A 23,245-nucleotide genomic window follows, 5' to 3' on the forward strand; every position below is an offset into this window, starting at 1 on the left:
TGCCTTAGTGAACGCAGGCGTTCACTTTGGCGCCATACGGTAGTGACACCCTGGCAGTGAACGCAAGCGTTCACTGGGGGCTGTCATTGATCGCTCAACGGAGATGTGCAGATGGCTACTTCGCGTTGGACGGCCGCTCCCGCTCGGGCGGCCTCCTCGCGCCGTCGAGGCCTTGTGCTGGAGCGCGCGATTCTCGACTCCGCGCTGGAACAGCTCAGTACGGTCGGCTGGAGCGGACTGACGATGGAGGGTGTCGCCGCGGGCGCGCAGACGGGCAAGGCCGCGGTCTACCGTCGCTGGCCGTCCAAGCAGGACCTGGTCGTCGACGCTCTGCAGACCGGACTGCCGAAGCCCGAGGATGTTCCTGACTGCGGAAGTGTCCGGGAGGACCTGCTGCAAATGTGCCGTCAGATGCGCTCGGCGATGACGTCACGCACCGGCTATGCCTTGATGGCTGTTATTCACGAATGCGACACGGCAACCGCCAAGCGCTTCCAAGAGGTGATCGTCGCGGGTGTCATCGAGCCCAGCGTGGAACTCATCAGGCAGGTCATGCGACGTGGAATAGAGCGCGGAGAGGTCCGTTCCGCCGCAACGGACGAGTTTGTCTGCGATGTCATTCCAGCAATGATGATGTATCGCTCCAAGGTGTGCGCGAGCGAATGGCCGGACGAGGAATTCATTCGGCTCATCGACCAGGTCGTGATGCCGATGCTGCGCCCTTGAGGCGGGTCCGCCGGGTCCTTCGGTCGGCTCTGCCGGGTCGAGGCGGGGCGCGTCCGGTGTGCCGTCGGGGTGCGCTGCGACCCGGGGTGTCGCGAGTGGCCACCGGCGGCGTACGCTGTCTGGCGCCATGCCGTACGAAGCACCCACCCACACCGTCGAGCGCTCCTTGCGCGCCACCACCGGAGCGAAGATCGTCGCCGGTGTCGACGAGGTCGGGCGCGGTGCCTGGGCCGGGCCGGTCACCGTCTGCGCGGCGGTGACGGGACTGCGTCGCCCGCCCGCGGGGCTCACCGACTCCAAGCTGATCACCCCCAAGCGGCGTCTCGAACTCGCCGAGGTGCTGGAGGGCTGGGTCACGGCACACGCCCTCGGTCACGCCTCGCACGAGGAGATCGACGACCTGGGCATGACAGCCGCACTGCGGCTGGCCGCCGTCCGTGCGCTGGAAGGCCTGCCGGTCCGTCCGGAAGCCGTCATTCTCGATGGGAAGCACAACTACCTCGGAACGCCGTGGCAGGTCCGTACGGTCATCAAGGGCGACCAGTCCTGCGTGGCCGTCGCCGCGGCATCGGTGATCGCCAAGGTTCGGCGCGACAAAATGATGGCCGAACTGGGCATCGAACATGCAGACTTTGGTTTTGCGGCCAACGCCGGTTATCCGTCGCCGGTACACAAGGCCGCACTGGCGGAACGGGGCCCCACGCCCTACCACCGGCTCACGTGGGCGTATCTTGATGCGCTGCCCCAGTGGCGGCATCTCAAGAAGGCCCGCAACTGGGCGGAGGGAAACGTTCCGGAAATTGAGGGCCAGCTCGGCTTTGATTTTTGATGTTTTCCGCAGTTCCGGTCGCACTCAGGTGCCACCCGCCGACGCGTGTCGCGTCGGCGTTTGATAGACAACAACGCATGCCTCTCATTCCCGAGGAGCCTCAGATTCACGAGAGTGCCCAGGGTCCCCGCGCCACCCCGGCCAGCAGCCGTACCGCGCCGACCCCCCGCCCCGTACCCGGTCCGCGTCCCGCGGCGCCGCCGCGGCCCGGCCGTCCGGGTCCTGCCCGGCCGATACCGCCCGCTCAGCGAGCGACGCGTGAACCGGCCGCCAAGCCCGGGCCCACCGCCCTGGCCGTGCAGCCGGAGCCCTCGGCTCCGGCAGCCCCCGAAACTTCCGCCACCGGTTCTTCCGCCGCGGTGCCGCAGATCCAGCTAATTCCGGCTGCTGTGGACGGCGCGCTTGACGCGGCCGAGGAAGCCGTCGACCTGCTGCTCGACTCGGGTCGTGTCCCCGGCGACGTCCTGGTGATCACCACCGGCGAACAGCACCCGTGGGCCACACACGAGCTGTCCTTCGGCGAGGACGCCTACTGGGCACAGCACGACGCCGGAGACGACGTCTTCTACGCCGACGCCGCCGCTCTGCCCCGTACCGCCGCCCGTCCTGTGGTCGTCGTGGCCCTGAACGGCGGCAGCGAGGAGACGGCCGTCGCGGCCTTGCCGACCGCGCTCACGCGGGCCCGAACCCTGCTGGTCGTCTGCGGCGACCCACAGCGGATCAACGCGATGCTGGGCGCGGGCGTCTGACGCCCCCGCCCGGCGGGCACGCCGCGGCCTGAGTGCCGCGGCGCCACGCGCTCCGTCGCGCCCGGTCGCGACCACGCGCGCCTTCGTACTGCCTTCGAGCGGGACAGGGGGGCGCCGGGGGCGCGGCCCCTTGGTCGCCTCCGCGAACGGTCGTCCAGGGGCCGATCGGGCCGATCCACGGTGAGTACTGCGGCGCCCGGCAACCGGAACCCGGCGTTCAGCGAGCGGAAACGCGACGCAGCAACTCCGATGCCGAGGCGCCCGTACGCGATGGCGCAGGCGGCTCGGCACCGGCAAGGTCCTCCGGACGTGAACCGGCGCTGGGCCGACGGCCCCCACGCCCCTCACCGAGCACCTGCCAACCCTCCCGGGTCAGCGTGATGTACGCACCGCACCGCAGCCCGTGCAGCGTGCACGCGTCCCGCAGCCCCCACATCCACGCGCCGTCCTCCTGCGTCCAACGACCGTCCCCGTCGCGGCAGTAGAGCAGCACGGCCGTACGCACCGGGGTGCGGCGGCGCAGATCGTGCGGGATGACCCGGCGCAACTGCGCGAGCAGGGCGTTGCGGAACACCCAACCGTCGGCCACGCTCGACCGCCTGGCGAAGGACGCGGATGCCCTGACCCTCTCCTCCTGGTCGAGGACGGCCACGACAGCCGTGGCCGGTGTGGGCTGATGCCGTGCGTGCAGCCCACTCACGACGTCGCGGGGGCTCCGCAGCAGGGGGATCTCGGCGGCTGACCATTCGGCGAGCTCCAGCATGCGGGTCGGCGGCTGACCGGAATCGGGCATCGCGGAGACAGCCGATGGGCCCGACTTCGATGCAGCGGTGGACGGAGTTGATCCGAAGGTCACGGTCCTCCCTTCGGCTGCACCCCCGGCAGAGGGCGGCATCGGACTGGGGCGCACCTCGGCACAGCCCTACCGGACCGGGGGAGCCGCGCGGGAGCGTTTCCAATTCTTCCCGTCGTACTGGCTTGCGGCAACGAGCAATTGAAGCTGACGCCCCGTATCCGGTGATACGTCTTACATATCCCTGCCCAGGACATGCCGCACCCAAGCCCGTTTCACCCCTGTACGGCCAGGACCAGCGGCAACACCCCCTTGGCGCCGGCCTGTCGCAGCATGCGCGCGCCCACCGTGAGCGTCCAGCCGGTCTCCGTCGCGTCGTCCACCAGGAGCACGGGCCCGTCCGCCTCCCGGAGAGCGGCGGCCAGGGCGGGCGGCACCGTCAGTGCGCCGTCCAGCGCTCGCAGCCGCTGTGCGCTGTTGCTCCTGGGGACATGGGCGACCTCGGCATCGGCGGTGTATTCAAGGGAGCCGAGCTGTGGGAGGCGGCCGATCTCCGCGATGCGTGCGCCGAGAGACTGGATCAGCCGCGGCTTCGAGCGCGAGGCCATGGTGACCACGCCGACCGGTCGAGGCCCCGCGTCCGCTTCGCCCGACGCCCAGCCGCCCGGCCCCTTCGCCCAGTCCGCGAGCACTTCCACGACGGCCTTCGTCACATCGTCCGGAACCGGGCCGTCCGGAGCCTGGGGCGCGAGCATGGGCCGGAGTCGGTTGCCCCAGCCGATGTCCGAGAGCCGGCCCAGGGCTCTGCCGGGCGAGGCCTGTTCACCGGGGGCAATGCGTCCCTTCAGGGTCATGCCCACGGCTGTCAGACCGGTCGGCCACATCTTCCTGGGCTCGACGTCGACGCCGGGGCGGGCGAGCTCACCACGTGCCGTCTCCAGTGCCGTGTCGGAGACGCTGTCGTTGAACCGCCCGCCCGCGCAGTTGTCGCAGCGTCCGCACGGCATGGCTTCCTCGTCGTCGAGCTGGCGCCGCAGGAACTCCATGCGGCAGCCGGTCGTCGCGGCGTACTCCCGCATGGCCTGCTGCTCCGCCTGCCGCTGCTTGGCGACCCAGGCGTACCGCTCGGTGTCGTACATCCAGGGCGTGCCCGTCGAGATCCAGCCGCCCTTGACGCGTCGTACCGCGCCGTCGACGTCGAGGACCTTGAGCATCGTCTCGAGCCGTGACCGGCGCAGCTCGACGAGGGGTTCGAGGGCGGGCAGTGACATGGGCCGGCCGGCCTGTGCCAGCACGTCCAGTGTGCGGCGCACCTGCTCTTCCGGAGGGAAGGCCAGCGAGGCGAAATAGTTCCAGATCGCCGTGTCCTCCTTGCCGGGCAGCAACAGGACCTCGGCGTGGTCGACTCCGCGTCCCGCACGGCCCACCTGCTGGTAGTAGGCGATCGGGGAGGACGGCGAACCGAGGTGGACGACGAATCCCAGGTCGGGCTTGTCGAAGCCCATCCCGAGGGCGGAGGTGGCGACGAGGGCCTTGACGAGGTTGGCGAGCAGGTCCTCCTCGGCCTGCTGGCGGTCCACGTTCTCCGTCTTTCCGGTGTACGAGGCGACCGTGTGCCCGCGATGACTCAGATACGCCGTGACTTCCTCGGCGGCTGCCACCGTGAGGGTGTAGATGATCCCGGAGCCCGGCAGGTCGTCGAGGTGGTCCGCAAGCCAGGCCAGCCGGTGTGCCGCGTTCGGCAGCTCGAGCACGGCGAGGCTGAGGCTCTCGCGGTCGAGCGGGCCGCGCAGGACGAGGGCGTCCGATCCGCCACCGGTGCCGAGCTGTTCGGCGACGTCCGCCGTCACGCGCGCGTTGGCCGTCGCCGTCGTGGCGAGCACCGGCACACCGGGCGGCAGGTCGGCCAGCATCGTGCGCAGCCTGCGGTAGTCGGGCCGGAAGTCGTGCCCCCAGTCCGAGATGCAGTGGGCCTCGTCCACGACGAGCAGCCCCGTCGCGGCGGCGAGCTCGGGCAGCACCTGGTCACGGAAGTCGGGGTTGTTGAGCCGCTCGGGGCTCACCAGGAGGACGTCCACCTCACCCGCGGCCACTTCCGCCTGGATCGTCTCCCACTCCTCCGTGTTGGACGAGTTGATCGTGCGGGCGCGGATGCCTGCCCGCGCCGCCGACTCCACCTGATTCCGCATGAGCGCTAGCAGGGGCGAGACGATCACGGTCGGCCCGCTGCCCCGCTCCCGCAGCAGCGCCGTCGCGACGAAGTACACGGCGGACTTGCCCCAGCCCGTCCGCTGCACGACCAGGGCTCGGCGCTTCTCGGCGACCAGCGCTTCGATGGCACGCCACTGGTCCTCGCGCAGGCGAGGGCCGTCCGGCCGTGGCCCGGCCGGTTGGGAGGAGGGGCCGCCGACGAGGCGGGCGAGGACGGCATTCGCCGCCGTGCGCAGGTCTTCGTTGCTCATGCCCCCATGCAACCCGATGGGTCCGACATCGGGCGAACGAGCCCGCCAGTCTGTGGACAACTCTTGGCGTGCTCCTGATCGGGGTTATCCACAGGCTCAACCGGAGCACTAGCTTCCGGTGCAGAGTCGGCGCATGACGAATCACAGCGAATCAGCCGACCCGTCCACCGAAACCGTCGTGACCCTGCGCACCCCCGCCGAGCTGGCCGACGCCTTGCCGTATTTGCTCGGATTCCAGCCCGAGGACAGTGTCGTCCTCATCGCCCTGCACGGGCCACGCGGCCGGTTCGGCGGTCGGGTGCGCCTCGGCATTCCGGAACGCAGGGAGGACTGGCCGTCCGTCGCGGAGCAACTGGCCCAGTGCCTGGTGAGCGGTTGCGAGCGGCGCGAATCACGGCCGGACGGCGTCGTGGCCTTCCTCTGCCGGGAGCCGGGAGGGTCCGCGGGGGACATCTCCGGGCCGATCGGAGACACCTTCGGACCGACCGGGCGCACCTCCATGCCGACCGGGGACGCCTCCGCGCCGACCGGGGACGCCCCATGGCCGATCGGAGACGGCTCGTCAGCAGGGGACGGCTCATGGTCGGCCGGGCGGCAGGTCATGGAACACCTCCGGCCCCTGGCCCAGAGCCTGCGCACTGCCTGCGGCGGCCTCGACGTCCCGGTCCTGGAGGTGGTGTGCGTCTCGGACGGCCGCTTTTGGACCTACTGCTGCCCCGACCAGCGGTGCTGCCCCGCGGAGGGCACACCGTTGCTCCCCAGGGGCACGTCGGTCCTCGCGGCGGCCACGGCGTACGCAGGGCATCAGATGGGCCCGGACCAGGGCGCACTGCGTGCGCGGCTCGCACCGTGGCGGTCGGCGGCGGCCGCGGCGGCCCAGGAAAGTGCCCTGCACGCCGCGGCCGTCGCCCTGGTGCCGCGGATCCTGGACGAGGGCGGCCATGACGAGATCGCCGAAGAGACCCTTGGCCTCGCCCGCCGTCTGATGGACCGCCTCGCGGAGGCCCGCCCGAAGCCCGACATCCTGGAGGCAGACCTTCAGGACGATCAGTTGCTGGCTCACGACGAAGCTGCCGCGCTGATCCTCGGCCTCCAGGACCGCACCACGCGGGACCGGGCGGCCGAGTGGATGGAAGGCCCGGTGGCGGCACCGGCCCTCCGGCTCTGGCGGGCACTCGCCCGCCGCTGCGTCGGCCCCTTCCACGAGCACGCGGCAGCACCCCTGACGCTGGCCGGCTGGGTGGCGTGGTCGCTCGGGGACGTGGTCGAGGGCCAGGAAGCACTGAACATGGCGTTGCGTGCCGACCCGCTCTACACCTTCGCTCTGCTGCTGCACCCCACGTGCGGTGCGGACGGCGACCCGGAACCGATCCGCCGCATCCTGCGCGGCGAGCGCACGCAGCGGGAGTCCGCCCTGGCCGACGACCTCATGTGCGCGCCCACCGTGCCGGACGGCGTCGGACTGCCGGTCGGCATCGACGGGCTGGAAGATGTCACTGCGCGGGGCGACGCGGAGGCGGCTCACGCCCAGTCGGCCGGCGCGCAGTCGGCTCACGCGCAGTCGGTTCACGCGCAGGCGACGAACGGCTCCTCCCCGGGGAGTGACACTCCCGAAATCGCGGAAGACGCCGGTCGCATGGCCTCACCCGTACCCGTGAGCGGGGTGTCAACTGCGCCGGTGTCCGCAGTCTCTCCCACCTCACCCACCACCTCCACCACCGGCTCCGGCCTCGGCTTCACCACCGGCTCCGGCGCCGTGGCCGAGGTTGAACCCGCGACGGACGAGAGTCTGGATTCCGCATCCCGCGAACGCCGCCGAGGGCCCCGCTCTGCCGCACGCGCGTCGCGCCCGGCAGGCGGGGCCGGAGCGGGGCCGCGGAACCGGCGACCCGCGGTCCGGCGGGACACGAGGCGCGACCGGTGAGTCGCGACGCGCGACCGATGAACCGTGAACCGTGAGGTGTGGCCGATGAACCGTGAGGTGTGGCCGATGAGCTGTGGGGTGCGGTCGGCGAACCGTGGAGCGCCACCGGCCAGCCGCGAGGCGCAACTGGAGAACAAGGACCTTGGGCGCCGTGCAGGAGGGGGGTCCGTGCTGGGGCGGGTGGCTGCGGTCATCGAGAGGGCACACGGCCGTATGGGCGGCTTCCTGAGGCGTATCCGTGACTTGCGGCGGCCCAGGCCCGTTCACCTGAGTGGCGGTACCCACGTCCGGGTCGCGCCGCTGCACCGCGACCGAGTCTCCGTAGCGCAGACAACGCAGAAGAGGCTGCCCCATGCACGTTCCCGCCCTGCCCTCCGGCTTCGTCCGCTCCGACGTCTCCGTCAAGCCCAAGAAGCCCGACAACGGGCAGCCCGACAGCAATCGTCCACCCGCGCCGGGGTCCCGGCGTCCGCCCACCGGGCAGGCCCCGGCATCCGCTTCACGCCGCCCCGGAGTGCTGCCGCCCGTGCATGCTTCGCTGGTCTGCGTGGCGCTGCCGGCGCTGGCTGTCTCCACGGACCAGGGCCAGTTGAACGGCCGCGGGCTCGAAGGTTTCTACCGCTCGGGCAGGCGCATGCTGTCGCGCTGCCAGGTCCGCGTGGCGGGACGGGAGCCGGTCGCGATGCAGGCCCGGATGCTGTCGGCCGACAGCGCCCGCTTCGTGGCCACCGTCCTTCCGTCGACGGACGGCGGCCCCGATCCGGACGTCGTCGTGGAGCGGACCCGGCACGCCGACGGAACGGAGAGGATCACGCTGCACAGCGCGGCCAGCCGCCCCCTGAGGCTGCCCGTCGAGGTGTCCCTCGGGACGGACCTGGCGGAACTGGGAGCGGTCGCTGCCGGCCGAGCGGGACCGGAACTCCCCGCCAGCGTCCACGACTCGGGCATGCGATGGTCCTCGGGGACAGGGCACTGCGTGGTGACCGCCGTCCCGGCACCCACGGACGCGCTCGCTTCCGCAGGGCTGCTGCGCTGGGAAGTGCAGTTGCCGCCGGGAGGCAGCCAGAGCGTGGAACTGCGCATCCGTCCTCAGGGCGGTGGGCCGGTGCGGCCAGTGGGACATGGCGCGAGCAGCCCGCTGGCCTCCGCCCGGGCCGTGGGCGACGAGCCGACGGTACAGCGCCTCCTGGACACCTCTGTGGCGGATCTGCGGGCGCTGCTCCTGAGGGACCCCGCGCACCCCACGGATGTGTACGTGGCGGCTGGGGCGCCCTGGCGGTGTGGTCTCGCGCCGGCGGAGGCACTCACGTCGGCGCGGATGACTCTGCCCCTCGGCACCAGGCTCGCCGTCGGCACGCTGCGTGCCCTGGGCCGCGGCCAGCTCAAGAACGCGGGATCGCGGTCGGGCATGATCCCGGGGCCGATGAGAGACGCCGGACCGCTCCTGCCTCCCGGGTGCACGGGAGTCGAAGCCACCCTGCTGTTCCCGGTGCTGCTGGCCGAGGCCTGGCGTTGGGGGACACCGGAAGCGGACATGGCGGAGCTGCTGCCCCCCGCGGAGCAATGTCTGCGCTGGCTCCTCGAAGCGGTCGGCGACAGCCCCTTCCTCCAGGACCCCCACCCCCGTGGGCCCGCTCGCTGCGAGACCCAGGCCCACGCGCACCGCGCGGCACTGCTGGGCGCCGACCTGCTCGACGCGTACGGACGCCCGGGAGGTGCGGGGCTGAGGCAGTGGGCGGAGCGGCTGCGCGGCCGGTTCCGGGAGGAGTTCTGGGTCGCGGACCGGACAGGCGGCAGACCGGCGGCGGCACGTCTGGCCGACGGCCGCACTCTCCCGTTCCTCACCGGGAGCGCGGCCCACCTCCTGGACACCGGGCTGCTCGGAGCCGGCGTGCTCGCCCCGGGGCTGCTCGACAAGGTGCAGACGGAGCAGGTCGCCAGGCTCCTCGGCGGCCCCGTCATGGACTCGGGCTGGGGACTGCGCAGCCTGGGCGCCAAGGAGGCCGCTTACAACCCGTTCGGGCACCGCAGCGGGGCAGTGCGCGTGCACGAGACGGCGGTCGCTGTCACCGGTCTGGCCGCCGCGGGGTACGAGAAGGAGGCGGGCGCGCTGCTGCGGGGCGTGCTCGCCGCAGCGGAGACCTTCGGCCATCGGCTCCCCGAGATGTATGCGAGCGAGCAGCGCGTGGAGGGTGGCGCGCCCCTTCCGCACCCGGCGGCCTGCCGCCCGGCTGCCGTGAGCGCGGCAGCCGGGGTGCAGCTCCTGACCCTCCTCGCAGGCATCCGCCCGGACGCGCCCGCGGGCACGGTGACGCTGAACCCTGTCCGCAGTGCGCCCCTGGGCGAGCTCGGGCTGACGGCGCTGCGGGTGGCGGGAGAGCCGTTCTCGGTGCGCGTGAGCAGGCTCGGCCTCGCCATGGTGGAGGAGGCGGCCGAGGGGCTGCAGTTGGGGGTGTGAGGTGCTGGGCGACGGTGCGGAGGACAGGGCGGGCCGAATGGACGGAACCCGTGAAACGGGGCTGGAAGCAGATGACGCAGGAGGTGTTTATCGTCAGGAAGACGACTATGATCGCGGCATGTCGCCCTACGACCCGTCGGCCTTCCCGCCTTTTGCTGTCACCGTCGATCTGGTCGTGCTGACCGTGCGCCGCCACGCGCTGTGCGCGCTGGCCGTGCGGCGCGGGGAGTCGCCCTTCCAGGGGCGTTGGGCACTGCCAGGCGGCTTCGTGCGGGTCGACGAGGACCTGTCCGCGGCGGCGGCGCGTGAGCTGGTGGAGGAGACCGGGCTGTGCGCCCACGATCCGGAGAGCCCCGTTCAGGTCAACGGGGCGCACCTGGAGCAGTTGGCGACGTACGGCGACCCCAAGCGGGATCCGCGGATGCGGGTGGTCAGTGTCGCCCACCTCGCCCTCGCGCCCGATCTGCCGGCGCCTCGTGCGGGCGGGGACGCGAACAGCGCGCGCTGGGCACCGGTCGACGCCCTGCTCACCCAGGGCGGCTACGGCCGTGAGGGGGAGCAGGTGGCGCCACTCGCGTTCGACCACGCGCAGATCCTCGCGGACGGCGTGGAGCGCGCTCGTTCGAAGATCGAGTACTCGTCCTTGGCCACGGCGTTCTGCCCGCCCGAGTTCACCGTGGGTGAGTTGCGCCGGGTGTACGAGGCGGTGTGGGGCGTCGCGCTCGACCCGCGGAACTTCCACCGCAAGGTGACGGGCACGCCGGGTTTCCTGGTTCCGACGGGAGGGACGACGACGCGCCAGGGCGGCCGTCCGGCTCAGCTTTTCCGGGCGGGCGGGGCCACGCTTCTCAACCCGCCCATGCTGCGGCCGGACGTCTGAGAGCAGGCGATCACGCGGGTCTGCGGCGCGGGTTCCCATCGAACGGCTTGAGTCCCGCGTGTGCCGAGTGACGGGTGACGGGTGACGGGTGACGGGTGACGAAGGCGCGGCTTCGAGCTTTTCGGACGCCCTGCTCGGCCGCTTCGAACACCGCTGTTGACACCCGCGGCTCACGCCCTCAGCGAAAAGCCGGAAATGTCGCGTTATCTTGCCTTGGTACCCACGGGGTTCGTCCGTCCCCGATCCGGCGGACCCGCCCGGCCGCCGAGCGGTCACACATCCGGCGAGAGAAGCGATGATCCAGGCCACCGGACTGACCAGCAATCCACGCCAGGAACTCCCGCCTGCCGTCGACGACGTCTCCTTCGAGGCGCGCACGGGCCGTGTCACCGCACTGCTCGGCGCCTCGGGCGCAGGCAAGACGACCGTGCTCAGGCTGGCGCTCGAACTCCAACAAGGCCGTGGGATCACCTACTTCAGGGGCCGCCCCCTGCACCGCATCGCTCACCCTTCCAGGGAGGTGGGTGTGCTGCTCGGTGAGGTTCCCGGCCATCCGGGACGCACGGTGCGAGGGCACCTGCGCATGCTCTGCGCCGCGGTGGGCGTGCCCGTTCCGCGCGCCGACGACGTGCTGGAGGCCGTCGGTCTCGTCAGCCTCCGGGAGGAACGGCTCGGCAGCCTCTCGCGCGGCATGGACCGCAGGCTCGGACTCGCCTGCGCTTTGCTGGCCGATCCGCACACGCTCGTCCTGGACGGCCCCACCGACGGGCTCTCGGCGAAGGAAGGCGGTTGGTTGCACGGGTTCCTGCGGGCGCACGCCACACAGGGCGGCACTGTCCTGTACTCCACCAGCGACCCGAAGGAAGCTGCCCGGACCGCTGACCGGGTCGTCACGCTCGACGCCGGACGCGTTGTCGCGGACCAGGACGCCGCGGAGTTCGCCCGCACCCGGCTGCGCCCCCGCGTCGTCGTACGCACCCCGCACGCGGCCCGCCTCGGTGCGCTCCTGGCCAAGGAGGCACGCGCCCGCCGTCGGCCCGTCGAGGTGGTGAAGGAGGACGGCAACAGACTCTCGGTGTACGGCAGCACCTGCGCAGAGGTGGGCGAAGCCGCGTACCGGCACGGCATCCTCGTCCACCAACTCGCCGACGAGGTCGGAGTCGCGGGGCCACCGACAGCTTCTGCGTTGACGTCGGGGGAGCGGACCGTGGCCGAGCCTGCGCCCGCGCTCACTCCCGCGCCTCCAGCCTCCGCGCCGCGTGCTCCCGACGCGCTGGGCGAGAGCCTCACGCAGGAGTGCCCGCCGGGCGCATCAGGGCCCGGTCGAGAAGCCGAGCCGGACCAAGCGTCCGAACCCACCCGGCCGGACAATCCCGTATATCTCGACGGGCCCGCGGATCTCGACCAGCCCGCACATCTCGACGAGCCCACGCCCTTCGACCAGTCCGAACGCTCAGTCGACCCCGCGCGTACGGCCGACTCCGCGCGTACGGCCAAAGCTCCCTACCGGCTCACACCGCTGTTTCCTCCGGAGGGCGGCGTGCCCTCCGCGGCCCTTGGCGCCACTTCCGCGTCCGCGCCCCGGCCCGGTCAACCACAACCTTCTTCGCCCTTGCCGCCCCCCATCACCGTCCGTACCGCCTGTAGCCCGCTGAGGCCCGTGCGGTACGAACTGCGCCGTGTCACCGGAGTCGGCACCGGATATCTGACGGTGGCTGTGGTTCTGGCCGTGTCCGCGGCCATGAGCGTCCTTCTCGCGCGCAGCAGCCACACGCCTCAGCCCCACCTGCTCGCCGCGTGGCCGGTGGAACTTCCCTTGCCTCCGGCGGCCCTTGGCGCCGGTCTTCTCGGTGCGCTCGCCTTCGGCGAGGAGTTCCGCCACCCCGCCCTCGCCACAGACCGCGGCACCGTCCCGCGCCGCCTCGGCCTGCTCATCGCAAAGCTCGTGGTGGCCGCCGCCACAGCCCTGCTCCTGGCCGTCCTCACCGTCGGATGCGACGCCATGCTGCTGCATCTTGTATACGGACCGCAGCTCACCGAAGTTCCCGCTGACTGGCTTTCTTCGAGCGTGAGTTGGGCGGCCCTCATGGTGGGCTGCGCATGGGCGGGGGTGCTGGCGGCAGGTGTGTTCCGGTCCACGACAGCCGGCCTCGCCGCGGTTCTCGCGGTGCCGATCGTCGTCGTACCCCTTGCGCAGAAGGCCCTGGAGGGACCGTCTGTGCGATCTGCGGCCGGTCTGCCGGGCCGGTTGCGGGACCTGGCGCTGGTGCAGTGGCCCTTCGGGATCGAACGTTACGTCGCCGGGGTGGTCCGCATGCTCGCTCAACCTGTCGGCAGCGCCCTGACGTTGTCGGTCACCGCTCTGCTCTGCGCCTTTCTGCTCACCGCGACGCGAAGCAAGGTGCGCTGACGGGAATCTGCCGCCACCCGTTCCCGCCTTGTGGGCAAGTCTCCGGTGAGCGGCGGCTTCTTTCCGATAAGGCGTCAATTGCAGCGAGGTAAGCGATCACCCTTTCGTGTGCTTTTCACCAAAGACCTCAAGGGACTTGAGAGCCGCGCCGACAACTGAATCCGTGAGTACCCTTGCGCACACCATGATGACCACCGCCCGTTCCGCAGAGTCCGGCCTCGCCGGTCCGACGGGCGACCTCGACCGCTACCCCTACGCGGAGGCGCCCGGCGCCGACCGCGTGGTCGCGCCCGCCTGGGAAGGCATGGAGCAGGACCTCGGCCGCGTGGGCCGGCGAGCCACCGGAAACCGCGGCCGTGGGCTGCACGGACAACTGGTCCAGCAGCTCGGACAGATGATCGTCTCCGGCGACCTGGGGGCAGACCGTCCCCTGGTGCCGGAGGAGATCGGCCAGCGGTTCGAGGTCTCCCGCACCGTCGTCCGCGAATCACTGCGCGTACTGGAGGCCAAAGGCCTCGTCAGCGCCCGGCCCAACGTCGGCACGCGCGTACGACCGGTCAGCGACTGGAACCTGCTCGACCCGGACATCATCGAGTGGCGGGCCTTCGGCCCGCAGCGCGACGACCAGCGGCGCGAACTCAGCGAGCTGCGGTGGACCATCGAGCCGCTGGCCGCCCGCCTCGCCGCCGGACATGGCCGCGAGGAGGTGCAGCAGCGGCTCGCGGACATGGTCGAGATCATGGGCCACGCGCTCGCCCAAGGCGACTCGATCACCTTCTCCCGCGCGGACGCCGAGTTCCACTCGCTGCTCATCCAGGTCGCGGGCAACCGCATGCTGGAACACCTGTCCGGCATCGTCTCGGCCGCACTCCAGGTCTCCGGAGGCCCTGTCACCGGCTGTGACCGCGCGAACGAGGCGTCCCTCGTGCACCACTCCCGGATCGTCGACGCCCTTGCCGCGGGCGACGGACCAGGCGCGGAAGCCGCCATGCGCCAGTTGCTCACGGTCCACCCGGAAGGGGAGCGCGTGGTGCCCGCTCCCCGCGAGCACTGACCGCCTCCCGCGTCAGCGCAGCACGCCGTGCACGCCGCGCAGCATCGTTTCGCTGCTCCGTCACCCGATGACCTCGTCCGCGTCGCCGGACCCCCCGCTCCGCAAGGGGCCAGGGGGCTCCGGAGGCGCGGACGCGGGGGCGATAAGGCGGACGCACGGAATCCGGTGCCGCTGCGCCCGGACCCCGACACTCCGGTGACGGCCCCGCGTACGTACGTGTATGGGGCAGTACGTCACACGATGTCGACGTACACATCCGACCGGCTGCTGATGGAACTCTCGTCGCTTCTGGCCGCATCTAGCTGCTTTTGACCGCTTACGAGGTGTGACTCGGACCACGTAGATTGGGCGTAACGCTCTTACTGGCAGCGCGATGACCTAAGAGGTGATAGCCGAGGAGGGAACACAGCCGTCGTTCGCGGCGCTGTGCGAGCTCCACGGGTCCCGCCCGCGCCGTCGGCCCAATCCCCAGCCGTCGGTCGTCGGCTCCGGTCCACAGTGGACGGGGCCGGAAGCCGTTTTCCAACGTTCCGAGAGGTTGTTCGTGTCGGCCAGCACATCCCGTACGCTCCCGCCGGAGATCGCCGAATCCGTCTCTGTCATGGCGCTCATCGAGCGGGGAAAGGCTGATGGGCAGATCGCCGGCGACGACGTTCGTCGTGCCTTCGAAGCTGACCAGATCCCGGCCACTCAGTGGAAGAACGTTCTGCGCAGCCTCAACCAGATCCTCGAGGAAGAGGGTGTGACGCTGATGGTCAGTGCCGCGGAGCCGAAGCGCCCCCGCAAAAGCGTCGCAGCGAAGAGTCCTGCCAAGCGCACCGCGACCAAGACGGTCGCCGCCAAGACCACCACGACGAGGCCGGCCGCTGCCGCCGCGCCCGAGGCGTCGGTCGCTGCCGAAGCCGCCACCGAGGACGGCACGGCCGTGAAGAAGGCCGCCGCCAAGAAGGCGACGGCCAAGAAGGCCACCGCCGCGAAGAAGACCGTCGCCAAGAAGGCGACGGCCAAGAAGACTGCCTCCAAGAAGGAAGCCGGTGAGCTCCTTGACGAGGAGGCCACCGAGGAGACGCCCGCCGCAGGCAAGCCCGGCGAGGGCGAGCCCGCGGAGGAGGGCGCACAGGGTTTCGTGCTCTCCGACGACGACGAGGACGACGCGCCCGCGCAGCAGGTCGCCGCGGCCGGCGCCACCGCGGACCCCGTCAAGGACTACCTGAAGCAGATCGGCAAGGTCCCCCTGCTCAACGCCGAGCAGGAAGTCGAACTGGCCAAGCGCATCGAGGCGGGCCTGTTCGCCGAGGACAAGCTGGCCAACGCCGACAAGCTCGCGCCGAAGCTCAAGCGCGAGCTGGAGATCATCGCCGAGGACGGGCGCCGCGCCAAGAACCACCTTCTGGAGGCCAACCTCCGCCTCGTGGTCTCCCTGGCCAAGCGCTACACCGGCCGCGGCATGCTCTTCCTGGACCTCATCCAGGAGGGCAACCTCGGTCTGATCCGCGCGGTCGAGAAGTTCGACTACACCAAGGGCTACAAGTTCTCCACGTACGCCACCTGGTGGATTCGTCAGGCGATCACCCGCGCCATGGCCGACCAGGCCCGCACCATCCGTATCCCGGTGCACATGGTCGAGGTCATCAACAAGCTCGCGCGCGTGCAGCGCCAGATGCTCCAGGACCTGGGCCGCGAGCCCACCCCGGAGGAGCTGGCCAAGGAACTCGACATGACCCCGGAGAAGGTCATCGAGGTCCAGAAGTACGGCCGTGAGCCCATCTCCCTGCACACGCCGCTGGGCGAGGACGGCGACAGCGAGTTCGGTGACCTCATCGAGGACTCCGAAGCCGTCGTTCCGGCCGACGCGGTCAGCTTCACGCTCCTCCAGGAGCAACTGCACTCCGTGCTCGACACCCTGTCCGAGCGCGAGGCGGGCGTCGTCTCGATGCGGTTCGGTCTCACCGACGGTCAGCCGAAGACCCTCGACGAGATCGGCAAGGTCTACGGAGTGACGCGTGAGCGCATCCGGCAGATCGAGTCGAAGACGATGTCGAAGCTGCGGCACCCGTCGCGCTCGCAGGTCCTGCGCGACTACCTGGACTGATCCGAACCGGTCCTCCGGGTGAACCCCCGGAGCCACATGCCGCGAAAAGGCCCGCAGCCTCCTGTACGGGGAGTGTGCGGGCCTTTCGTGTGTGCGGTGGCCCCGGGTGCGTGTCCCGTCGTCTGCGTGCGTCCCGCCCACGTGCCGCACGTGCGGGGTGTGGAGAGGTGACTGACTCTGGGTGTGCGATTGCAACCCAGAGTGAGGAGATCGCATGCGTCGTCCCATCGTCCGAACGCTGGCGCAAGCGGCGGCCCTGGGGGCCGCGGCAGCCGTGCTGCCCCTGGCCTCCCCGGCCCCCGCGACGGCCGACAGCGTCGTGGTCGGAGGCAAGCCGGTGCGAGTGGCCGACAGTCCATGGGTGGTGGCCCTCTCCAGCCGTGACCGGTTCGGGGGTATCCGGTCGGGTCAGTTCTGCGGCGGTGTCGTCGTCGGGCGCTCGACGGTCCTCACGGCTGCGCACTGCATGGGCAAGGAAGTTCTGGGCGTACCGCTCCGCCGGGTGTCGGACCTGAAGGTCATCGCGGGCCGTGAGGACCTGACCACGAACGCGGGCAGCGAGATCTCGGTCAGCGCTGTGAAGATCAATCCCCAGTACGACGCCTCCACCAACTCCGGCGACTTCGCGACACTGACTCTGGCGGAGCCGCTCCCGGAGAGCTATGTGATCCGGGCGGCGGGGGCTGGTGACGAGGCCTACAAGCCCGGCACGAGCGCGGCCGTCTACGGATGGGGTGACACCACGGGGCGCGGCAACTACGCACGGTCGCTGCACGCCGCGGATGTGACGGTGCTCGCGGACAAGGAGTGCCAGGAGGCGTACCCGGGCAGTGCGGACGGGACGTACACACCCGAGACCATGGTCTGCGCGGGGGAGCTCCAGGGCGGCCGTGACGCCTGTCAGGGCGACAGTGGCGGGCCGCTGGTGGCCGGCGGCAAGCTCATCGGCCTGGTGTCGTGGGGGGACGGCTGTGGCCGCGCAGGCAGCCCCGGGGTGTACACGCGGATCTCGGAGGTCGTGCGGATGATGCAACGGCACGGCTGACGGCTCCGCGGTACCGAGGAACGAGAGCGGGCGGCTGTCCCTGGATGATCAGGGGCAGCCGCCCGCTCGCAGGCTTGGTGGCCCGCCGCTTGCTCGTCGTGGTTGCGAGGCGTCAGTGTTCCTCTTCGGAGGAGCTGGCCGGTGCTGCGGTCAGGCGCTCCGTCTCATCCTGTATCTCGGCGGCGATCTTCTTGAGTTCCGGCTCGAACTTACGACCGTGGTGGGCGCAGAAGAGCAGTTCACCGCCGCTGACCAGGACGACGCGCAGGTACGCCTGGGCGCCGCAGCGGTCGCAGCGGTCAGCGGCCGTCAGGTGGCTCGCGGGGGTCAGAACAGTAGTCACGTCGCCTCTTCTCTAGCTCGACGAGCTGTCGTACCAGGGTCAACATCCAACCAGGCCGAAAACGTTCCCGCTCGTGGCTTTTCCTCGAATTTTTCTTCCGAGGCGGCTGTCTGCTGCCGGTTGGCGGCGAATGTGCCGTATTGCGTGTCTTACGTGTCGTACGGTTTCGCGCTGTCTGTCAGGTCAGATCCTCACCGGCTGGCTTGCCGGTTGTTCATGAGGACGTGCCCGGAGCCTAAATGGTTCATGCCTGGAAGGGAACGTGATGTGTGCTTCACTCCATCGAGGGATCGAACACCCGTACGCTTCTCGATTACGCTGGGCTGAGCCGAGGGTGGCGTGCCAACGGCTCTACCAGGCCTCGGTACCCTCTGACGGGCACCAGAAGCCGGGCCCTTACCCCAAAGGGTCTCCCTTGAAATTCAGCGAGGAGCGAACCGCGTGACCGCCGAGACGTCCGTGCCGTCCACAGCATTGCTGACCGGAGCAGACCGGGACGGTTCCAACTACACCGCGCGGCACCTGCTCGTCCTGGAGGGGCTCGAAGCGGTCCGCAAGCGTCCGGGCATGTACATCGGGTCCACGGACAGCCGTGGCCTGATGCACTGCCTGTGGGAGATCATCGACAACTCCGTCGACGAGGCCCTGGGCGGGTACTGCGACCACATCGAGGTCATCCTCCACGACGACGCCTCCGTGGAGGTCCGGGACAACGGCCGCGGCATCCCGGTCGACGTGGAGCCGAAGACCGGACTCTCCGGAGTCGAGGTCGTCCTGACCAAGCTGCACGCGGGCGGAAAGTTCGGCGGAGGCTCGTACGCGGCCTCCGGCGGTCTGCACGGCGTCGGCGCCTCGGTGGTGAACGCCCTGTCCGCCCGGCTCGACGTCGAGGTGGACCGTGCCGGTCACACCCACGCCATCAGCTTCCGCCGCGGTGTCCCCGGGGCGTTCTCGAAGATCGGTCCGGAGGCGCCCTTCGATCCGAAGGCACGCCTGAGCAAGGTCAAGAAGATCCCCAAGGCTCGTACGGGCACGCGTGTGCGGTACTGGGCGGATCGCCAGATCTTCCTGAAGGACGCCAAGCTCAGCCTGGAGAACCTGCACCAGCGTGCGCGGCAGACGGCCTTCCTGGTGCCGGGTCTGACCATCGTCGTACGCGACGAGTACGGTCTCGGTGAGGGCGGCACCAAGGGCGAGGAATCCTTCCGCTTCGACGGCGGCATCAGCGAGTTCTGTGAGTACCTCGCGCAGGACAAGGCCGTCTGCGACGTGCTGCGCTTCTCGGGGCAGGGTACGTTCAAGGAGACGGTGCCGGTCCTGGACGAACACGGGCAGATGACGCCCACCGAGGTCACCCGCGAGCTCGGCGTGGACGTCGCGCTGCGCTGGGGCACCGGGTACGACACGACGATCAGGTCGTTCGTGAACATCATCGCCACGCCCAAGGGCGGCACGCACCTGACCGGGTTCGAGCGGTCGCTGACGAAGACGGTGAACGAGGTGCTGCGGACGCAGAAGCTGCTGCGGGTCGCCGAGGACGACGTCGTCAAGGACGACGCCCTCGAGGGGCTGACCGCGGTCGTGACGGTGCGCTTGGCCGAGCCCCAGTTCGAGGGGCAGACGAAGGAGGTTCTGGGCACGTCGGCGGCCAACCGGATCGTGGCCACGGTCGTCGCCAAGGAACTCAAGGCGTACCTGTCCTCCACCAAGCGGGATGCCAAGGCGCAGGCCCGCGCGGTGATGGAGAAGATCGTTGCCGCCGCCCGTACGCGCATCGCCGCCCGTCAGCACAAAGAGGCCCAGCGCCGTAAGACCGCCCTGGAGTCCTCGTCGCTGCCGGCGAAGCTGGCCGACTGCCGCAGTGACGACGTCGACCGCAGCGAGCTGTTCATCGTCGAGGGCGACTCGGCGCTGGGTACCGCGAAGCTGGCCCGCAACTCCGAGTTCCAGGCGCTGCTGCCGATCCGCGGCAAGATCTTGAACGTGCAGAAGGCCTCAGTGTCGGACATGCTCAAGAACGTCGAGTGCGGGGCGATCATCCAGGTCATAGGAGCGGGGTCGGGCCGGACCTTCGACATCGACGCGGCCCGCTACGGCAAGATCATCCTGTTGGTCGACGCCGATGTCGACGGAGCGCACATCCGCATCCTGCTGCTGACGCTGTTCCAGCGGTACATGCGGCCCATGGTCGAAGCGGGCCGCGTCTTCGCCGCGGTCCCGCCGCTGCACCGCATCGAGCTGGTCCAGCCCAAGAAGGGGCAGGACAAGTACGTCTACACCTACTCCGACCGCGAGCTGCGCGACACGCTCCTGGAGTTCGAGCGCAAGGGCGTGCGGTACAAGGACGCGATCCAGCGGTACAAGGGCCTCGGTGAGATGGACGCGGATCAGCTAGCAGAGACCACGATGGACCCCCGCTTCCGCACGCTGCGCCGGATCAACATCTCCGACCTGGAGTCCGCGGAAGGCGTCTTCGACCTGCTGATGGGCAACGAGGTCGCCCCGCGCAAGGAATTCATCACCAGCTCCGCCGCCACGCTGGACCGCTCCCGCATCGACGCGTGACGGTTCCGCCTGTGCGCCTGTGCGCCTGTGCGCCTGTGCGCGTGTGCGCCTGTGCACGTGACGCGGGCCGTGGCCTGACGGAATCCGTGGCCTGACGCTGGCCGTCCGCGATGTTCCTCCATCCGCGATGTGTCTCCACCCTCGGGTGGAGACACACCATCCACCCGTTATCCACCTACGCTCCGATCTCCTGACCAGGCCGGTTCCGTAGCGTCGAAGGCGTCGTACTTCGCCTTCCACGCCACGTCACCGGAGGCCGTGATGCCAGGGTTCGGGTTCGCCAACGCGCTGCTGATCCTCGCCGCCCTAGTTCTCGTCGTCATACGCCAGACGAAGCCGCAGCGCATGACGGGATCCAAACGGTGGTGGCTGGTGCCCGCCGTGCTTGCCTACGCCGCCGTCAAGGACACCGGTCTCGTCGACACCCATCACGAGGCGGCTTCCACCGCACTGCTCGGCTGCGAGGTGCTCGTGGGTCTCCTCATGGGTGTCGCCTGGGCCCGGACCAGCCATGTCTGGACCGAGCAGGACGGCTCTGTATGGACCCGGGGCACCAAAGCCACCGTCGGCGTCTGGGTCGTCGGCATTGCCGCCAGGCTCGGACTCATGGGCGCGGGCCTCCTGATAGGCATCCATCAAGGCACCGGTGCACTGCTGCTCGCCCTCGCCGCGTCGCTGCTGGTGCGCGCGGGCCTCCTGGAACTGCGGGCCCGAAGTCTGCGCCCGGCCCCGGCACTCGCAGGCGGCGTACGGTGACGGGGCGCCCCGGTCGGCGTGATCACATTTCTGACTCGCGCGAGGCCGATGGACGAGCGGGCGACCGGCCGACGGCCCGCACGCGACGACCGAGGAGGTGTCCGCGTGACGCGTGAGACCTGGGTGGGGTGGCCCTCCCGGGAGGCCCTGGTCAGCGACAAGGTGCCCCGCACGCGGCGTCTCGTCAGTTGGTTCGTGCGAGGAGTGTTCCTGGGCCTGCTGATATGGAGCACGCTCTGTCGCGGAGGAGTCCCGGGCTGGGGCGTGGCCCTGGGGCTGGTTGTGATCGCCGTCTGCGCGGCGGCCATCGTGGTGTACTTCCGCGTCACCCTTGAGCAACGCTTGTGGCTCTCGCTGGGGTTGCTGGGGCTCGTCCTCGGTGCGGGCCTGTTGGCGCACGGGACGGGGTTCGACATCCCCGCGGCGGTGATGTGGTGTGCCGGGGCACTCCTGGCGCTGGAGCGACTGCCCCTCGGGGCGGCCGTGATCGTCGCAGCGCTGGCTCTGGGGGCGTTCGCGGCGGTGAACGAAGACCCCTGGCCGACGACAGCCGCCGTCACCGCTGGGCTCGCTCTCGCCGGATATGTGCTGCGACTTGACGCGGAGGCACGCGGAAACGCTCAGAGACTCCTCGACCAGGAGCGGGCGGCGCGGTCGGCCGAAGCGGAATCGGACGCGTTGGACGAGAGGGCACGGATCGCCCGCGAGATCCACGACGTGCTGGCGCACAGCCTGTCCGCGCAGCTCGTCCACCTGGAGGCGGCCCGACTGCTGATCGAGAGGGGCGGGGACCGGGAGCAGATCCTCGGGCGGGTGGTGGCGGCACGGTCCATGGCGTCGGAGGGGCTGGCCGAGACCCGGCAGGCACTGTCCGCGCTGCGCGGGGAGATGACGCCGGTCGAGGACTTCCTGCGCGAGCTTGTCGCATCGGACGGAGCCTCCGTCGCTGTCGCCGGGGCGCGGAGGTTGCTGACCGCCGAGGCGTCCCAGACGGTGCGCAGGGTCGCCCAGGAGGCGGTGACGAATGTGCGCAAGCACGCGCGGGGGGCCGAAGTGACGGTGTGCCTTGCGTACGGGGAGGGCGAAGTGACACTCGACGTACGGGATTCGGGCGGTGCGCCGAGTGAAATCGCGACTTCGGGAGCCGGGTACGGTCTGCTGGGGATGAGGGAGCGCGCCGAGTTGCTGGGCGGCTCACTCGAGGCAGGGCCCGGAGAGGAAGGCTTCGTCGTGCGGCTGAAGGTGCCGGGGTGATCGTGGACGGCGGGCACCAAGAGAGTGCGCTTGGTGCTGGTGCTGGTGCTGGTGCCGGGGGTGGAGCAGGGGCAGCAGTCGGGGGTGGGCCGGTGGTGAGGGACGGGGCGGACCGCATGGGCTCGGGCGGTGGGGGTGTCGGGAAAGCGGCGGCGCGTGTCGTGGTGGTCGACGATCAGACCGTGGTGCGTGAGGGAATCGTGATGCTTTTGGGGCTGCTGCCGGGCATTGAGGTTGTCGGGGCGGGAGGTGACGGGGAGGAGGCGGTGCGGCTCGTCGCCGAACTCTCGCCGGACGTGGTCCTGATGGACCTGCGGATGCCACGTGTCGATGGCGCCGAGGCCACGCGGCGGATCCGCTCGCAGTATCCGGGTACGCAGGTCGTGGTGCTCACGACGTTCGTCGACGACGAGTCGCTGTTCCCGGCGCTCAAGGCGGGGGCGCGGGGGTATCTCACCAAGGATGCGGGCGGTGAGGAGATCGTCCGGGCTGTCGAGGACGTGCTCTCCGGGGACGCGGGGCTGTCACCGAAGATCCAACGGCGGCTGCTCGAGCGGCTGTCGGAGCCCGAGCCGCCTGTGCGGACGGTGGAGACACCGGACGGGCTGACGACGCGGGAGGCGGAAGTGGTCGCCCTGATCGCGGACGGAATGACGAATCAGGAGATCGCGCGGGCACTGCACGTCTCCACCGCCACGGTGAAGACACACATCAACAACCTCTTCGCCAAGGCAGGTCTCAAGGACCGCGCGCAGGCGGTGCGTTACGCCTACCGGCACGGTCTCGCGCAGCCTCCGGGGAGAACCCGCGGGTGAGGGTGTCCTTCACCTGATGGGGTGAAGAGCGGTGAGAGCGCAGCCAGCGATCTTCTCGATCTGCCCATCCTTGGGCTCGCGGCCGGACGG

The 23,245-nt window shown here is 70.3% G+C and carries 17 protein-coding genes; 14 read left to right on the plus strand and 3 right to left on the minus strand.

The window, feature by feature from the left end; translation table 11 throughout:
- Positions 1 to 111 precede the first annotated feature (111 nt).
- From IG78_RS0114850 to IG78_RS0114860, 3 genes are all read left to right on the plus strand, one after another.
- Positions 112 to 726 (plus strand): TetR/AcrR family transcriptional regulator, encoded by a 615-nt coding sequence (locus IG78_RS0114850; RefSeq protein WP_030563130.1) that lies wholly within the window; start codon positions 112 to 114, stop codon positions 724 to 726.
- A 127-nt stretch (positions 727 to 853) separates the two neighbouring features.
- Entirely contained in the window at positions 854 to 1,555 is a 702-nt protein-coding gene (gene rnhB, locus IG78_RS0114855) for a ribonuclease HII (RefSeq protein ID WP_030563132.1), read from the plus strand.
- Between the two features lie 77 nt (positions 1,556 to 1,632).
- Positions 1,633 to 2,304 carry a hypothetical protein gene (locus IG78_RS0114860; protein WP_078964981.1) on the plus strand — a complete coding sequence of 224 codons (672 nt, stop codon included), beginning with the start codon at positions 1,633 to 1,635 and terminating at the stop codon, positions 2,302 to 2,304.
- A gap of 217 nt (positions 2,305 to 2,521) precedes the next feature.
- Here IG78_RS0114860 and IG78_RS0114865 read toward each other — a convergent pair whose 3' ends face one another.
- Together IG78_RS0114865 and IG78_RS0114870 are read right to left on the minus strand one after the other, a co-directional pair.
- Positions 2,522 to 3,160, minus strand: coding sequence for a hypothetical protein (locus IG78_RS0114865; RefSeq protein WP_030563136.1), 639 nt, complete (start codon positions 3,158 to 3,160; stop codon positions 2,522 to 2,524).
- Positions 3,161 to 3,372: 212 nt separating this feature from the next.
- Positions 3,373 to 5,559 (minus strand): RecQ family ATP-dependent DNA helicase, encoded by a 2,187-nt coding sequence (locus IG78_RS0114870; protein WP_030563138.1) that lies wholly within the window; start codon positions 5,557 to 5,559, stop codon positions 3,373 to 3,375.
- Positions 5,560 to 5,692: 133 nt separating this feature from the next.
- On the opposite strand from IG78_RS0114870, the gene IG78_RS51330 reads away from it, so the two are divergent.
- The 7 genes from IG78_RS51330 (at position 5,693) to IG78_RS0114905 (ending at position 17,422) form a co-directional block, all read left to right on the plus strand.
- Entirely contained in the window at positions 5,693 to 7,483 is a 1,791-nt protein-coding gene (locus IG78_RS51330) for a DUF4192 domain-containing protein (protein WP_037685334.1), read from the plus strand.
- 352 nt (positions 7,484 to 7,835) lie between these two features.
- Positions 7,836 to 9,941: a glycogen debranching N-terminal domain-containing protein gene (locus IG78_RS0114880; protein ID WP_225882028.1), complete on the plus strand. Its 2,106-nt coding sequence runs from the start codon at positions 7,836 to 7,838 to the stop codon at positions 9,939 to 9,941.
- A gap of 118 nt (positions 9,942 to 10,059) precedes the next feature.
- The gene (locus IG78_RS0114885; RefSeq protein ID WP_030563144.1) at positions 10,060 to 10,821 is read left to right on the plus strand and encodes an NUDIX hydrolase; all 762 of its coding nucleotides are present in this window, start codon (positions 10,060 to 10,062) and stop codon (positions 10,819 to 10,821) included.
- A gap of 295 nt (positions 10,822 to 11,116) precedes the next feature.
- On the plus strand, positions 11,117 to 13,231 hold the full coding sequence (locus IG78_RS0114890; RefSeq protein ID WP_030563146.1) for an ABC transporter ATP-binding protein: 2,115 nt from the start codon (positions 11,117 to 11,119) through the stop codon (positions 13,229 to 13,231).
- Between the two features lie 163 nt (positions 13,232 to 13,394).
- Positions 13,395 to 14,285 (plus strand): FadR/GntR family transcriptional regulator, encoded by an 891-nt coding sequence (locus IG78_RS0114895; RefSeq protein ID WP_107054906.1) that lies wholly within the window; start codon positions 13,395 to 13,397, stop codon positions 14,283 to 14,285.
- 538 nt (positions 14,286 to 14,823) lie between these two features.
- On the plus strand, positions 14,824 to 16,377 hold the full coding sequence (locus IG78_RS0114900; protein ID WP_030563150.1) for an RNA polymerase sigma factor: 1,554 nt from the start codon (positions 14,824 to 14,826) through the stop codon (positions 16,375 to 16,377).
- Between the two features lie 214 nt (positions 16,378 to 16,591).
- Positions 16,592 to 17,422, plus strand: coding sequence for a S1 family serine peptidase (locus tag IG78_RS0114905; protein WP_030563152.1), 831 nt, complete (start codon positions 16,592 to 16,594; stop codon positions 17,420 to 17,422).
- A gap of 112 nt (positions 17,423 to 17,534) precedes the next feature.
- Here the strand turns inward: IG78_RS0114905 and IG78_RS0114910 are convergent, their stop codons facing one another.
- Positions 17,535 to 17,765 carry a DUF7455 domain-containing protein gene (locus IG78_RS0114910; RefSeq protein ID WP_030563154.1) on the minus strand — a complete coding sequence of 77 codons (231 nt, stop codon included), beginning with the start codon at positions 17,763 to 17,765 and terminating at the stop codon, positions 17,535 to 17,537.
- 441 nt (positions 17,766 to 18,206) lie between these two features.
- Between IG78_RS0114910 and IG78_RS0114915 the strand changes: the two genes are divergently transcribed.
- The 4 genes from IG78_RS0114915 to IG78_RS0114930 all read left to right on the plus strand — a co-directional run bounded on the left by IG78_RS0114915 (position 18,207) and on the right by IG78_RS0114930 (position 23,155).
- Positions 18,207 to 20,330, plus strand: coding sequence for a DNA gyrase/topoisomerase IV subunit B (locus IG78_RS0114915; protein WP_030563156.1), 2,124 nt, complete (start codon positions 18,207 to 18,209; stop codon positions 20,328 to 20,330).
- A gap of 261 nt (positions 20,331 to 20,591) precedes the next feature.
- Positions 20,592 to 21,086 carry a CcdC protein domain-containing protein gene (locus IG78_RS0114920; protein ID WP_030563159.1) on the plus strand — a complete coding sequence of 165 codons (495 nt, stop codon included), beginning with the start codon at positions 20,592 to 20,594 and terminating at the stop codon, positions 21,084 to 21,086.
- 105 nt (positions 21,087 to 21,191) lie between these two features.
- Positions 21,192 to 22,340: a sensor histidine kinase gene (locus IG78_RS0114925; protein ID WP_030563162.1), complete on the plus strand. Its 1,149-nt coding sequence runs from the start codon at positions 21,192 to 21,194 to the stop codon at positions 22,338 to 22,340.
- Positions 22,341 to 22,456: 116 nt separating this feature from the next.
- Complete coding sequence (locus IG78_RS0114930) at positions 22,457 to 23,155, plus strand: response regulator (RefSeq protein ID WP_030563164.1); 699 nt, start codon at positions 22,457 to 22,459, stop codon at positions 23,153 to 23,155.
- The last annotated feature ends 90 nt before the right edge of the window (positions 23,156 to 23,245 follow it).

Source organism: Streptomyces aureocirculatus (genome assembly GCF_000720475.1).
GTDB classification, from domain to species: domain Bacteria; phylum Actinomycetota; class Actinomycetes; order Streptomycetales; family Streptomycetaceae; genus Streptomyces; species Streptomyces aureocirculatus.